This window comes from Thalassotalea sp. Y01 (assembly GCF_012932945.1).
GTDB lineage: Bacteria > Pseudomonadota > Gammaproteobacteria > Enterobacterales > Alteromonadaceae > Thalassotalea_A.
In genome coordinates this window covers 358,845-375,114 of the sequence record NZ_JABBXG010000002.1, presented here as the reverse complement: position 1 = coordinate 375,114, position 16,270 = coordinate 358,845, and the positions used below count along the sequence as shown (strand labels likewise).

Here is a 16,270-nt window from a genome sequence, read left to right as displayed (position 1 = left end):
AATTATGGACAGGGCATGAAATCGTTCAAATTTTTAGAAAAATCTGTTTTAAGGTCTGCGCTAATGACCTCGCTGCTCGTATTAACGGCAGCTCTCCTATACGTCGGTCACCAACATGCGGAAGAGCGTTTTTCGTATATTGTGCAAGGAGCAAGTAAGCCGACACTGGTTAACGCTGTAGAGTCAGTCGGTGGTGAAGTACTGCACAAGTACACCGTCATCCAAGCAATCTCTGCATTAATGACCGATGCTCAAGTGAATGAAGTGCGTAACGCTCATCCTATGATTCGTTTGTTCAATGACGATAAAGTGCAATTGAGCATGGCTAATGAACGTGGTGTTGCAGCGGCAGAAGCATTCGCTAACGAAAGAAATACCTATGTATCGACCCTAACTGGCGCCAGTCAGTTGCATCAAAATGGCATAACCGGTAAAGGTGTTGGTGTTGCCATCATCGATACAGGCGTACGTCATATGAAAAGTATCAAACAAGATACCACAGGTCATAAACGTAATTTAGTACTGCATAATGTCTTAGGTGGTACAGATATAAAACACGATGAAAATGGTCACGGTACCCACGTGGCAAGTATCATTGGTAACAGTTCATATAGTTATGACAGAAATGGAAACCAAATGGCTTTCTATAATGGTGTTGCTCCTGATGCGGATTTGTTGGTTGTAAAAGCTTTCTATGAAGATGGCAGCTCAACTTACACCGAGATCTTAAAGGCCCTTGATTATGTTATCTCCCATAAAGACGAGCATAATATCAAGGTTCTTAATCTGTCGTTCTCGGCTAATCCGCAGTCTTTTTATTGGGACGATCCTATTAATCAGGCCGTTACTTTAGCCTGGAGCAAGGGCATTACCGTGCTTGCTTCTGCAGGTAACAAAGGTTCAGATGCGATGAGTATTGGCGTTCCAGGCAATAACCCTTATGTTATTACCATTGGTGCTAGCTCAGACAATGGCACGCCTTATTTCCTTGGTGATGACATCTTGTCATCGTTCTCAAGTGCAGGCCCAACGGTCGAAGGGTTTATTAAACCTGAATTAATCGCACCGGGTAGCAAAATCCAAGGATTAATGAGCGAAAATAGTTATATATACCGAAATTTCCCAGAAGCCGATGCAGGCGGCAAATACATGGCATTATCTGGCACTTCTCAGTCAACAGCGGTTACCTCGGGAATTGTTGCCCTGTTGTTACAAGAAGACCCAACCCTCTCCCCCGATGATGTCAAATGCCGCCTGTTATCGTCTGCTATTGCAGGTGCTAATTCTGAAACGGATGAATATACCTACAGTGTGTTCCAACAAGGTGCCGGTTTTGTAAATGCCGAACGTGCCGTGAATTCTGATACTGTTGGCTGTGCCAATCGTGGCATGAACATTGAACAAACGCTGACCGCACAAACTAAGTATCAACATTACGTTGGTCCAGCACGTTATAACTTACAAGAAGGCAAGTTTTACCTAGTCGGTAATAAAGAATACAGCTGGGATGGCACCTACGCCAGTGGTCACTTGTGGCCTGACGATGAAATTGGTGCTGATGGCCACTTATGGCCAGACGATGAAATTGGTGCAGCTGGTCATTTGTGGCCAGACGATGAAATTGGCGCTGATGGTCACTTATGGCCAGATGATGAAATTGGTGCTGATGGTCACTTATGGCCAGACGATGAAATCGGTGCTGATGGTCACTTATGGCCAGACGATGAAATCGGTGCTAATGGTCACTTATGGCCAGACGATGAAATTGGTGCTAATGGTCACTTATGGCCAGATGATGAAATTGGCGCTACCTACTATTTATGGCCGAACGACACCATTACCGCCTACGGGTATTTAAAACTAGACGGTAAGTTCTTCACTAATGGACATTTATGGCCAGATGATGAAATAGGTGCAGACAATATCTGGTCACAGCAAAGGATTGAAAATGCGGCCATAACCAATACCTGGTTTGTCGAATAAACGAAAAATAAAAAGGCACCTTAGGTGCCTTTTTTATCGGTATCAAAATTGGCGATAAATATAGTCAAAACATAGACGTGACAACGGATTGCGCAAGTGTTTTAATGTGATAAAGCAGTACTCCCAAAAATTATAAAAATAAACTGGGTTTAATCGATGTATAAAACCAAACTATCTTTTACGATGCGTAAATTAAGCGTTTCTTTTTGTTGTATTTTTCTGGCACTAGTGAGTGTACAGTTATTCGCGACGTCGTATCGATATTCCAATCATGAAATTCAATTTACCAACTTAAAAGACAGCAAACGCTTATCACAACAATCGGTTAATGCCATTGCTCAAGATAAAATGGGCTATATCTGGATTGGTAACCAAAATGGTTTAAACCGCTTTGATGGTATTTCTTCTAAAGCTTATAACCATAACCCTCGTGATCCAAAATCCCTTGCAAGTAATTGGGTTAAAGACGTATTTGTTGATTCAGAAGAGCGGATCTGGGTATTAGGTGATGGTGGTATTAGTTTATATCTACCTGAGATTGATGGCTTTCGTAATCTAAGTGATTCAGCGCAATACAAAGATATCATTCCAAGTGATTTTGATGTGGCCGCAGAAGACGCTAACGGTAACTTATATTTTGGCAGTCGTAACCAAGGTATTATTGCGTTTATTGATAATGGCTCCGATGTTAAACATTTTAACGAACTTGATGGTAAATCGCATCTTAGTGGCAATACGATAGCCGATCTTCAATTTGATTCTACGAATAATTTTTGGGTAGGAACAAACCTTAATGGTCTTAATTTATTAAAACCTGGAGAAGACTCCTTTGTTACATTTTCTACATCGACGCAAATTTCGATACCCAGCGACAAAATAAAAACCATTTATGAAGATAATTCCAATACTCTTTGGATCGCCACTGGCGATAAAGGGGTATTTACGTTCGACCCTGTTGGTGGCGTACAAAAGCGTTATATCTCATCAGAGCAATCGGGCACTTTATGTCACGATAGCGTACATGACATATATCAGGATAAAAATAATATTCTGTGGTTTGCTACCGATAGTGGCTTATGCCAATACCAAAGTGAAACCGATAGCTTTATCGCTCACCGCCACAGCGATGCAAGGCCCACCAGTTTAATTGATGATAGGGTCAAAACGTTATTCCAAGACGACGGTGGCGTTATGTGGGTTGGTACACAAAGCGGTTTAAGTCGTTGGAACGCAAGTTTGGCCAAGTTTCCTCATGTTCGTAAGGGAATGAACGATAATATTTCTTCGGATGTCATTGCCTCATTTGCCGAAGACTCAGCCGGCAACTTGTATGTTGGCACCTGGGGCGGCGGCTTAAATGTTTTTGACTCCGATAACACCAAAACCGAAGTGATTAAAGCGAGCCCTGGTACAGAAGGCGCCTTGCAAGATGAGCGGGTGTTAAGTTTATTGGTCGATTCAAATGACAATTTATGGGTAGGCACATTTCGTCAGGGCTTGCATCTACGTCGCAGCGGAGAATCAACATTTCAACTGTTTACCAATGACCAAACCAAAGATCATCATTTAAGCAGTAACGCCATTTCAAAAATCATCGAATTACCAAGCGGCAATATCGTTGCAGCAACCTTTGGTGGTGGTCTCAATATTATTGATGCAAACGGCAAGATCACTCATATAGAAAGCGATGAGAACAATAAAGATTCCATTTCAAGTGATAGGGTACTCGATGTTATCTACGATGGAGCGAGTCATTTATGGATAGCGACACGCAGTGGTGGTGTGAATACTTACAACATTAAAAGTGGCAAAGTAAATTACTTTAGTCATCATCAACAACAACCATATTCATTGCCAACCAATAAAATTGTTAGTTTATTAAATACCGAAAAGTATATTTGGGTGGCTACCCAAGACGCCGGTCTGGCGCGTATTCGCAAAGATAACTTCGCCAAAGGCAACATGCACTTTGAATTAATTGGCTTGCAACATGGTCTGCCAAGTTTGTTCACCTATGGCATGGTAGAAGACGATGACGGCTATGTTTGGGTCAGTCATACGCGAGGCTTATCGCGCATTAATGCCAAGACGTTAAAAGTGAACAGCTTTAATACCACGCATGGTTTGCAAGGCGAAGACTTTAATAGTGGTGCCTATTTTAAATCTGCAACAGGCAGGGTGTTCTTTGGTGGTTCTAATGGTTTTAATGCCTTTATGCCAGATCAGATCCCAATTAATAATTATCAGGCACCGTTACGGTTAACGCGGTTCAGTATTTTTGGTACTGAAATGCCGATTGAAAAAGTATTCAATCATAATGAAGTGCTTGAACTGAAACATTCTGATGCCTTTTTAGAATTTGAATTTGCGTCGTTGGATTACACCAAGCCAGAAGACAATCAATTTCAATACATGATGCAAGGCTTGCGTAATGAATGGGTTGATTCTGACAATAATAATCGTATTACTTTTACCAATTTACCGGATGGTGATTACATCTTTCGTGTGCGCGGTTCAAACAACGATGGTGTATGGAGCAAACAGGAGTTGAGTTTACCGATTAAAGTAAATCCACCATGGTGGTACAGTTGGTATGCCTATGCATTTTATGCCTTAGCAACATTACTTTTAATCGCTAGCATAGTGATGCGCAGTAAGCAACGTCGTCGCGATCAGCTTGCCTATCAAGCGCAATTGGAAAAAGACGTGGCGGAACGGACCGCGGAATTGCAAGAGGCAAACGTAGCGTTAGAAGTCGCGGTCATTGAAACCAATAAAGCCAAAGATACTGCAGAACGTGCGGCGCAAACCAAGTCAAATTTCTTAGCAACCATGAGTCATGAGATACGTACACCGATGAACTCAATCATCGGCATGAGTGATTTATTATTGAAGACAGGGTTGAACCGAGCTCAAAATCGCTATGCGCTATCTGTGCAAAAAGCCAGTCAAATGTTGCTTGATTTGATCAATGATATTCTCGATTTTTCAAAGATGGAAGCTGATCAAATTGAATTAGAAAAACAACCCGTTAACTTACATGAGCTGGTCGAAGAAACGGCGTTTTTATTCGCCAATCGCGTTCATGAAAAAGGCGTTGAATTGGCGGTAACTATTGACCCTCATGCGCCGGTATGGGTTGTCGGCGACGCGTTACGTATTCGCCAAATTATCGCCAACTTGCTTGGCAATGCCGTTAAGTTTACCGAGCAGGGCCATATTGAAATAAGTTGCTCTGTAAAAGGTGACCATATTGTCATCAGTGTGTCGGACACAGGCATAGGGATTGCCAAAGCCAATCAAAATAAGATTTTTAAAGCGTTTCGCCAAGAAGACAGCTCGACCACTCGTCGTTATGGTGGTACCGGTTTAGGCCTGGCGATCATCAAGCGATTGCTGGAGGTCATGAAGGGTAATATTGATGTGGTATCGATACCGAACAAAGGCTCAGTGTTCACCATTAACTTACCTTTGGTAAGAGCTGAGCAGCATGAGCAGTGTCAGTCACAAAGTTTTGATTCTCATGTTGTCGTGCTCAGTGATTCTCAAATTGTGCGTCGCATGACCATCAATACCTTGCATCGATTAGGCATTGATGCTGATGCGATTGATAAGCCTTTAGACTATGTCTCTCAACAACCTCTGAATGATGTCGATTTATACATCATTGATAGCCCATTATTGGAAAATCCAACGGTTAAGCACTTTTTTGCCAAACGTAAACACGTGGTGTTGTTAACCAGTACCTTAGCCGATGGTAAGGTCAAGGATCATGGTTTCCATCTGGAAAAACCACTTCGTAAGCAAGTAACCATTGAAGTGTTGCATGACTGTTTAAGTGGTACGGTGCGAGAAGAAAAAGACGGATTTGTTGATGCCTTTGCCAATGTTGATGAGTTTAGAGCTCGGATTTTGCTTGTTGAGGATGTGCGCACAAACCAAGAAGTCGCCACCAGTATGCTGCATATGTTTGGCTGTGAGGTCGATATTGCCGAAAATGGTCAGGTGGCGTTAGAGATGGTTAAGACAACCCAATATGACCTATTACTGATGGACTGCCAAATGCCGGTCATGGATGGCTTTGAAGCAACCCGAGCCATACGCAAGTGGCAAAGTTATATGAACCTTCAAGCGGTGCCGATTGTCGCGCTAACCGCAGGGGTTGGTTTGGGGTATGAACAAAAATGTATCGATGCGGGTATGAATTCACACACCTATAAACCGTTTACCATCAATCAAATATTGACGGTGTTAAATCAATTTTTAGCACACCTTAAAGTTGATGATGCTGAAATCGAAGAGTTTATCGAGGCCTACCACATAGAAGGTAGCCATGCTCAGGGGCAAGATAACGCAAACCAAGGAATGTTTGAAGACTGCAATAACGACAGTCAGTCATCCGCAGCGCATTTATCATTGTCATCATCGGCGCCGCAAAAACCATTGAAAACAACCGACAATCTGATTGATAAAAGCGCGGTTGATGCCATAAAAGACATAGAAAAGATGACCGGCAAGCCAATTTATGCCAAAGTCTATAAAACATTTAAAGAGGAGTTCGCTCATAAATACCAAGCGCTTGAACAAGCACTTGAAAGTAATGACAGCGAACAGGTACGAAAAACCGCTCACGCCATGAAATCACTGAGCGCTAATGTCGGTGGCAAAAAGCTTGCTGACTATTGTGCGCAAATTGAGCGAAATGCCAGCCAAGGAAATATTGACACTTGTTTACGCTATAGCCAGCAGTTACAAGATGTATACGGCGAAACCAATCTTGTACTTGATGAAATAGCCAGAGAAGTTGTATGAGCGAAGAAGAATTAAAAGATTATAACGGGTATAAAGTACTGGTCTGTGATGACGATCCAACCTATCTGATGTTAATGCGTGATACGTTAGAGGCAGAAGGTTTTTACGTGATTGATGCTTGCGACGGCGAACGTGCCATTGCGGCATTTATTGAACATGAAATTGATATCGTACTACTTGATGTTGAAATGCCTGGTTTAAGTGGTCATAAAGTTTGTGAGCGCATTCGACAGCACCCTAAAGGTAAAGATATTCCTATCTTAATGATCACCGGTGCAGATGATTATCAGTCTATTCGCCGTGCCTATGATATTGGCGCAACCGACTTTTTACCTAAACCGATTCGCTGGCCAATGATTGGCCATCGTGTTCGCTATATGTTGCGTTCACAACAGGCGGTAAACGAGCTAAGACACTCAAAAGAGCACCTGCATTATCTTGCCTATTACGACAGCTTAACCGGCTTACCCAATAGACAAAGTTTTTACGACAAGCTCGATCATTTGATAGAGTCAGCGCAAACCAATAAACAAAGGCTTGGCGTACTGTTTATCGATCTTGATCAGTTCAAGCGAATCAACGATACATTAGGCCATAATTTTGGTGACAAAGTCCTTAAAAAAGTTGCCAAAATACTTGATCAAACTCTGGCAAGTTATCACGGCGTATCGCCAAGTAGCTTGAAGCCTCAGGTGTCACAAGTGGCCCGTTTAGGTGGTGATGAATTTACGGTGTTTTTGGATAACATTGATACCTTGGATGACATCAATGTGGTGGCGCAAGATATCATCGATGCGGTGTCCAAACCTTTGATGATTGATCAATACGAAGTTTTAGTAACGCCAAGCATTGGCGTATCGGTATTTCCGGATGACGCCATTAGTGTAACCAATTTGATGAAAAATGCTGATGTTGCTATGTATCATGCCAAACAAGAAGGGCGAAGTTGTTTTAAATATTACAGCAGCTCTCTCAACCATTTGGCTGCCGAACGCTTGCAAATGGAACAGGCATTGCGTAAAGCGGTTGATAATAATGAATTGGAAGTATTCTATCAGCCACAAGTGTGCAGCAAAGCCGGTAATATCGTCGGTGCTGAAGCATTAGTTCGTTGGCGCAGTGAAGAGTTTGGCTATGTATCACCGGCTAAATTTATCCCTATTGCCGAAGAAACAGGCCTTATCGCCGCGATTGGCGAATGGGTATTAGAAAATGCCTGTATGCAAGCCAGTTTATGGCAAAAGCAGGGTTATCATGACTTGAAAGTCTCCGTTAATGTTTCAAGCATTCAGTTTCGCCGTGGCACTTTGCTTAGCCATTTAGAAAAGGTGTTACAACACACCCAAATTAATCGTAAATCATTGCAGTTGGAACTGACCGAAAGCGCCATCATGAATGACGTCAAAGACAACATCAGCCGATTACAACAGATCAAAGAACTTGGCGTTGATATTGCCATCGATGACTTTGGTACGGGCTATTCATCGCTTAGTTACTTAAAGCGCTTTCCTATCGATACGGTAAAAATTGATCGCTCATTTATTATTGATCTCGCCACATCAGAAGATGATAAAGCCATTGTTCAGGCAATCATTGCTTTGGCTAACGCACTTAACCTAGATGTGATTGCCGAAGGCGTTGAAAACGACGCTCAGTTGCACGTACTAGAGCAACATGGTGTGACAATGGTACAGGGCTTTTTATTTGGCGCAGCGGTTAACGCCACTGAATTTGAAGCCTTGTTGTCACATGATTATTGTGGCTGGGTTACTGAGGGGCAGGCGTAATGAGCATTGATTGCCAACAACAATTATTACAACAAGCGGTTTCGGCTATTGGTGAGGTACAGATTTATCTCGACAGTCGTGGTCAAATCGTTACTGCCAATCAATCGGCATTATCACTTTTAGCGCCGGTGGGTGTCGACATTATCGGTCAACCATGGCCGGCATTGATTCGTATGCGTGAAGATTTAAGTTCTCGCCACGCCGAGCAGTTTATCGACGCCGCGATCAAAGTTGATACCTTGACTAAATTGCAACCCATCGCCGTACAGTGTGCTAATAATGCCAGTGTTTTGCTCGACGGTATTATTGCGCCTATGCATTACGATGATATGGAACGCGGTGCGGTTTTATTTCTTAGGCAACTGACTCGCCTTGATCATTTACCTATGGGTTTGGCGAATCATATTGGTGATGAAAACAAAAGTGTATCGGGAATCTTGTTATTAAGCCCAGATAACTTCAACCAAGTTAATATTGAATATGGCCGTGAAATCGGTGACAAGGTTTTGTATGGCATAGGTGACTTTTTACGAAAGTTCGCTCGCCCTGGCGATTTAGCATCGCATTATGGCGGCACCATCTATATGTTGATGTTTTATGATACCAACGAAGAGCAAATGCTGAACATGAGTAGTCGTTTGCAGACATTATTGCATGAGCATCGTTTTGCCGGATTGAATCAATCATTGTCGTTCAGTTGTGGTTTGGCATTGAATAGCCAAGAAGTAAGCTATTCGCCAATTGAATTGTTTTATTATGCCAACTTTTCGTTATCGAATGCGTTGGAGACCGGTGGCAATCAACTAAACCAATGGCAGCATCAAAATACCTTAACGCAAATAGGTAATCTGGATAAAATTTCCGGAAAAGTATCGCAAACCACCGATGGCGATTATCAAAAGATGTTGATGCAGTGGAGTATTATCAACCAACAAGGTGATAACGCCCGTAAAGAAGAGTTTATTGAAAGTACCTTAGCTCACCTATGTCATGGCTTTGAACTCGACCAAAGTGGCTATTATGAGATCGTTGATAGCGGCAATAGCGTCACCAGTAAGTTGTTGTGTGCCATAGACCAACAAGGCCAACCTGTTGAGCATGCAGGTTTAACCATCAGTAATACACAACTGCAATTTTTGGCGTCGGTAGAAAATGCCAGTTCAGACTATCGAGTGTTTACCTCGGTACTGGCCAACTCAGGCACGCAATCAATCGTTGGTGTCTATGATGAAGAGCGGCTATTAGGCTGTTTGTCATTGATAAACCATTCCGGTATGAGTATTCAAAAGCGCGACCATCATGTGTTGTGTCATATCGCAGACTTTATTGCCATGACCTTAACCAAACTAGGTCACAGTGATACCGCTGTTGTTAGTCAAAACAAACACCATGTACCAAATTTTTGGTTTAATTCGATGTCTATGCATAAGTTAATGGATGAGCTGCAACTGGTGGCACCGACCAATGCGACGGTCCTAATTACCGGTGAATCGGGTACTGGTAAAGAGATGTTGGCTAAGAGCTTGCACCATTTTTCCGATCGAAAAGATCAACCCTTTGTTATTTTTGATTGCGGTACCGTGGTAGAAAATTTGGTCGAAAGTGAGTTGTTCGGTCATGTTAAAGGCGCGTTTACTGGCGCCAGTAAGGCCTCTACTGGTGCGATCGCTAAGGCGGATGGTGGTACCTTATTCTTGGATGAAATTGGTGAATTACCTCTGGAAATGCAAGTTAAATTACTGCGTTTTGTCCAGGAAAAACAATATTCACAAGTCGGCTCAAGTGATATTAAACGCGTCGATGTGCGTTTGGTTGCGGCAACTAATGTCGATTTAAAAGAGCGAATCAAGCAAGGTTTGTTTAGAGAAGATCTTTATTACCGCCTAGATGTGTTCAACCTAAAAAATATTCCTCTGCGCCAGCGCAGTGACGATATTTTGTTAATCGCATCGTCTTACTTGCAAGTATACAATCGTGAGTACAATAAAGGCATTACGGGTTTCACCGCCGATGCCAAACAAGCATTATTAGATTACCCTTGGCCGGGTAATATACGAGAATTGAAAAACTTAATTCATAGAGCGGTTATTTTATGTTCTGAGCAACAACTTGGTTGCGCTCACCTTGGCTTATACCATAGCGGTGAAAACGTCATTGATACTGAGCCTGAGCACACGCAGTCGTCTGTTCAGCACGAGAACACTCATTTTATTAATAATCAGGCTGGTAATGCTGGCGGAGCGCTGCCTAGTGTTTCGCATATGAGTGTGTCCAATAGCAATGCCATGCATGGCGAGGCAGCACAATCCAATGTGGCGTTCGCTCCGGCGACCGCACATAACTTGGCATCGCATAGCCCTGTACCGCATAACCCGGCACCGCTTAACACCCCATCTACCAGTCATTCAGCAGCATCAAGCTATTCGCCAAACACAACGAGCCAACAACATACTGTAGCCTTTATGTTTGATCAAGGTGTTGAACAAGCATTGACGGAATTGGTTTTTGCCATTAGTGATGTGACCTTGCCGTATCAAAAACTGCCTCCGGTAGCGAGCTATCTTGAATACGCGCTGTATCAATACGCGATGAATCAATGCCAGCAGGTTGTGTTGCAATCGGCGAATGTTCTATTGCTGCCAGAGGCAACCTTTAGACGTCGTTGGCAAAAGCTTCAGAAATTGCCCGAGGTACAAGATTATAAGTTGCTAGGGTTGATTAATCACATCTCTGAATCGCTTATGCGCATGCCATTGGCAGAGCCTAGAGTGGATTTGATGCAACGTTTATTGGCTAAAGCGGCGTTAGATAGTGGTTTGGCAGCTAATAGGGCGTGTCAATTATTGGCGATGTCGGCACCGACATTTCGAAAGCTAAAGCATCGATTGGCGGCTTAAAGCAATAAGCTGAAAGGTGATCAACAACAAAAAACGCCAACATATTTGTTGGCGTTTTTTGTTTGGAACAGGCGCTAACGATCAGCGTTCGTCGTCTATTCGGTCACCTATCTTGTTAAGAACGGTTACTTCACCATCACATACTGCAATAATGGATTTACCTTTCTTAAATTCCTCATCAATAACGACTCGACCGCCATCTTTTTGAGGAAATGTCTCAATGGCGTGTTTTAGTTGTAAAGAGGTGATGTCGTAATAAAGAATGGTTACTTTTCGCTGGATAACTTTAGCCATGTGATTATTATTATTTCCTAATTTCTACAACAGGTCTTACCTGCGCATTTTACCGTTCCGTCGCTGGTTTTTTGACCTATGAAATCACACAGTCCATGTGTGTTAACTATTTGTAACTACGCTTATTTATATCGAAGTCATATCAATATGTAAACCTATAACTGATAACAAAGATTATTTTCTGTAAAAAGGCTTATAAAAGAGGTGACAAGCGGCTAGGATTAGGGTTTAATCAATAGTTTGAAAGACGACGGTTTACTGACTTATGACGTGTGTTTTTTGTTCAGTTAGCGTTAATTATCTTGTCGCATTTTACTTCTAGAGTTGCAATCACTCTTGGTCGTTTATCACGTTGCGGCAGGGCTATTTTTATTAGTCGCGTAAATATAAGCTAAAAGGTGCTTTGTTGCACCGTAATAAAAAACGTTTATTGCGACTAAAGAAGTGCAGAAGGTAGGGCTTTTATGCTAAAATTCTGCCTCGATAATAATAATGTTGGAGCACCCGATAAACCTAGGTGTTCAAGTTTAGGGAAAGCATCGTTTTATGACCGATCTGGCTAAAGAAATCGTTCCTGTCAATATTGAAGATGAATTAAAGAATTCATACCTGGATTACGCCATGAGTGTAATCGTAGGTCGTGCTTTACCTGATGTACGTGATGGTTTAAAACCAGTGCATCGTCGTGTGCTATATGCAATGCACGATTTAGGTAATGACTGGAACAAGGGCTATAAAAAATCTGCCCGTGTTGTTGGTGACGTAATCGGTAAATATCACCCGCATGGTGACACCGCTGTTTATGACACTATTGTTCGAATGGCTCAGCCATTCTCGCTTCGCTACATGTTGGTTGATGGACAAGGTAACTTCGGTTCTGTTGATGGCGACTCTGCAGCGGCAATGCGTTATACGGAAATCCGCATGCAGAAAATCTCGCATGCCTTACTTGCCGACCTTGAAAAAGAAACTGTTGATTTTGTGCCGAACTACGACGGCCAAGAGTTTATGCCTTCAGTTTTACCAACTCGTGTACCTAACCTGTTAATTAATGGTTCATCCGGTATCGCGGTAGGTATGGCAACCAATATTCCACCGCATAACCTAACGGAAGTAGTCAATGGCTGTATTGCCATGATTGAAAATCCAGACATTACTACCGAAGAATTAATTGAATACATTCCGGCACCTGACTTCCCTACCTCGGGCATTATTTCTGGCGTTGCGGGTATTCATGAAGCATATAAAACCGGTCGCGGTAAATTAAATATTCGTGCTCGTACTGAAATTGAAGTAGACGAGAAAACAAGCAAAGAGACCATTGTTGTTCACGAATTACCGTACCAGGTAAACAAAGCTCGCCTTATTGAAAAAATGGCTGAGCTAGTAAAAGAAAAACGTATTGAAGGTATTTCAGCCCTACGCGATGAGTCTGATAAAGACGGTATGCGCATGGTTATTGAAGTTAAGCGCGGTGAAGTGGGTGAGGTTGTATTAAACAACCTATTCAAACTAACACAAATGCAAATTAGCTTTGGTATGAACATGGTTGCGCTTTCAAATGGCCAACCAAAACTGTTTAACTTACGCGACATGATTGACGAGTTTATCTTGCATCGTCGTGAAGTTGTAACGCGTCGTACTATCTTTGAACTTCGCAAAGCGCGTGAACGTGCGCACATCTTGGAAGGCTTGGCGGTAGCGTTATCGAATATCGATCCTATCATCGAATGCATTAAAAGCTCGCCGACAGCCGCTGAAGCAAAAGAGAAGCTAACGGCTCAAGGTTGGGATTTAGGCAATGTTTCTGACATGCTTGAACGTGCTGGTGTTGATGCCGCGCGTCCGGATTGGTTAGAACCAGAATTTGGTTTCCGTGATGGTAAATATTACCTAACCATGCAACAAGCTCAGGCTATTTTGGACTTACGTCTACAAAAGCTTACTGGTCTTGAGCACGAAAAGATTCTAAATGAGTACAAAGAGTTATTAGACATCATCGCTGAATTGCTACACATTTTATCTAGCCCTGAACGTTTAATGGAAGTTATTCGTGAAGAGTTAGAAGCGATTCGTGAAGAGTTTGGTGATGAGCGTCGCTCAGAAATCTCATTGTCATCTCATGATTTGTCACTAGAAGATTTAATCACTGAAGAAGACGTTGTCGTGACCTTATCTCATGAAGGTTACTGTAAGTATCAACCGCTGAGTGAATACGAAGCGCAACGTCGTGGTGGTAAAGGTAAAGCTGCAACCAAGATGAAAGATGAAGATTTCATTGAACGTCTGTTGGTTGCCAATACCCATGATACGATTTTATGTTTCTCTGACCGAGGCAAGTTGTACTGGTTGAAGGTGTATCAATTACCTCTAGCAACTCGTACTGCTCGTGGTCGACCTATCGTTAACATCCTACCATTGGATGGTGACGAGCGTATTACCGCTATTTTACCGGTACGCGAATATGAAGAAGATAAATACATCGTCATGGCGACGGCATCAGGTACGATTAAGAAAACACCATTGACGGCGTATTCGCGTCCACGTGCTAATGGTATTATCGCCTTGAACTTACGTGATGATGACACCTTGATCGGTGTTGATATTACCGATGGTCATGACGACATTATGTTGTTCAGTGATGAAGGTAAAGTGGTTCGTTTCAACGAGATGGCTCGCGATAGCGAGACCGGTGAAATCAAAGTTGATGCAGAGACTGGCGAACAGATTCATGCACTACGTGCCATGGGTCGTACCGCAACAGGTGTTCGTGGTATCAAACTTGAAGGTGACCAAAAAGTTGTTTCACTGATTATTCCTCGCTCCGACGGTGCGGTGTTAACGGTTACTGAAAACGGCTATGGTAAACGTACCGCACTTGAAGAATACCCAGCTAAGTCGCGTGCGACCAAAGGTGTGGTATCAATCAAGGTGAGTGATCGTAATGGTCCGGTTGTTGGCGCAGTTCAAGTTGATGACAATGACGAGATCATGTTGATCACCGACAACGGTACCTTAGTTCGTACTCGTGTTAATGAAGTAGGCATCATCGGCCGTAATACGCAAGGGGTTCGATTAATCAGAACCGCTGAAGATGAAAACGTCGTAGGCTTACAACGAATCGAAGAAATCGATGAAGACGATGAATTGCTAGAAGGCGAAGAGGGTGCACCAACAGCAGATGGTGACGCTCAACCAGAGCCGGAAGCGGAGCAGGCTGAAGCGGATGACGCTGAGGCAAGCGACGAATAATTCAACGTAACAACAATGAAAAAATGAGCGGCTAACCCCGCTCATTTTGTTTTTAAACAGGCAAAGACTGCAAGGTATTGCCGCAAGTTTATAGGTAGTAAAACAGCAATGAGTGAAGTGTTTAATTTTTGCGCCGGACCGGCAATGTTACCCAAGCCGGTTATGCAACGTGCCCAAAGCGAATTTTTAAACTGGAATGATAGCGGTTGTTCGGTGATGGAATTATCTCACCGTGGCCCTGAATTTATGGCGCTTGCATCCCAAGCTGAGCAAGACCTTCGTGATTTGATGAATATCCCTGATAACTACAAAGTATTATTTTGCCATGGTGGCGGACGAGGCCAGTTTTCAGCGGTACCTTTAAATTTATTACCTGCGGGAAAAAGTGCGGATTACATCGTAACCGGTTCATGGTCAAAAGCTGCTGTGGTTGAAGGTGAGAAGTTCGGGCGTATTCGCAGTGTTGATGTCATCACTGACATTAATGGCGAAAAAGCGGTTAAGCCAAGCTCTGATTGGGACTTAGACCCTAACGCAGCCTATGTTCATTACTGTCCAAACGAAACCGTTGACGGTATTGAAATATTTGAGGTTCCGCAAACCAATGGCGTGCCTTTGGTTGCTGATATGTCGTCAACCATATTATCGAGACAAATTGATGTCAGCCAGTTTGCGTTGATATACGCTGGTGCGCAAAAAAATATCGGCCCGTCAGGCCTAACCATTGTTATCGTTCGTGAAGACTTGCTTGGTCAACATGCTAAAGCAACACCGGTGATTATGGATTATGAAAAGACAGCAAATTTTGAGTCTATGTTTAATACGCCGCCTACCTATGCTTGGTATTTGGCATCGCTGGTGTTTCAATGGTTAAAGTCATTAGGTGGCGTGCCAGCCATCGAACAGCATAACCAAGATAAAGCGCAATTACTGTATGACTATATCGACGCATCTGCGTTCTATCAGTCGCGCATTAATAAAAGCAATCGTTCTTTGATGAATGTACCATTTTATTTAACCGATGAAGATCTCAACCAACGTTTTTTAAGTGAAGCGAAAGACGCTGGCTTGTTGGCTTTAAAGGGACACCGTATGGTCGGCGGTATGCGCGCGAGTATTTATAACGCCATGCCAATCGAAGGGGTTCAGGCACTTGTTGACTTTATGAAGCAATTCGCCGCAGAAAACGCTTAACCCAACGTATCTACTTGGGCAAGGTAGCGACTTACCCATAATAAACAGATT

The 16,270-nt window shown here is 42.9% G+C and carries 7 protein-coding genes; 6 read left to right on the top strand and 1 reads right to left on the bottom strand.

Annotated features, from left to right (window positions below; genetic code table 11):
- The first annotated feature begins 63 nt into the window (after positions 1–63).
- The 4 genes from HII16_RS04490 to HII16_RS04475 all read left to right on the top strand — a co-directional run bounded on the left by HII16_RS04490 (position 64) and on the right by HII16_RS04475 (position 11,479).
- The gene (locus HII16_RS04490) at positions 64–1,983 is read left to right on the top strand and encodes a S8 family peptidase (RefSeq protein WP_169127843.1); all 1,920 of its coding nucleotides are present in this window, start codon (positions 64–66) and stop codon (positions 1,981–1,983) included.
- A 228-nt stretch (positions 1,984–2,211) separates the two neighbouring features.
- On the top strand, positions 2,212–6,795 hold the full coding sequence (locus HII16_RS04485) for a two-component regulator propeller domain-containing protein (protein ID WP_169127841.1): 4,584 nt from the start codon (positions 2,212–2,214) through the stop codon (positions 6,793–6,795).
- Entirely contained in the window at positions 6,792–8,582 is a 1,791-nt protein-coding gene (locus tag HII16_RS04480) for an EAL domain-containing protein (protein WP_248289489.1), read from the top strand. The genes HII16_RS04485 and HII16_RS04480 overlap by 4 nt, the downstream gene beginning before the upstream one ends.
- On the top strand, positions 8,582–11,479 hold the full coding sequence (locus HII16_RS04475) for a sigma 54-interacting transcriptional regulator (RefSeq protein ID WP_169127839.1): 2,898 nt from the start codon (positions 8,582–8,584) through the stop codon (positions 11,477–11,479). Before HII16_RS04480 ends, HII16_RS04475 begins: the two co-directional genes overlap by 1 nt.
- An 81-nt stretch (positions 11,480–11,560) precedes the next feature.
- Here HII16_RS04475 and HII16_RS04470 read toward each other — a convergent pair whose 3' ends face one another.
- Positions 11,561–11,773: a TIGR02922 family protein gene (locus HII16_RS04470; protein WP_135440051.1), complete on the bottom strand. Its 213-nt coding sequence runs from the start codon at positions 11,771–11,773 to the stop codon at positions 11,561–11,563.
- 546 nt (positions 11,774–12,319) lie between these two features.
- Between HII16_RS04470 and gyrA the strand changes: the two genes are divergently transcribed.
- Together gyrA and serC are read left to right on the top strand one after the other, a co-directional pair.
- On the top strand, positions 12,320–15,025 hold the full coding sequence (gene gyrA / locus HII16_RS04465) for a DNA topoisomerase (ATP-hydrolyzing) subunit A (protein ID WP_169127837.1): 2,706 nt from the start codon (positions 12,320–12,322) through the stop codon (positions 15,023–15,025).
- A gap of 108 nt (positions 15,026–15,133) precedes the next feature.
- Positions 15,134–16,219: a 3-phosphoserine/phosphohydroxythreonine transaminase gene (gene serC, locus HII16_RS04460; RefSeq protein ID WP_169127835.1), complete on the top strand. Its 1,086-nt coding sequence runs from the start codon at positions 15,134–15,136 to the stop codon at positions 16,217–16,219.
- The last annotated feature ends 51 nt before the right edge of the window (positions 16,220–16,270 follow it).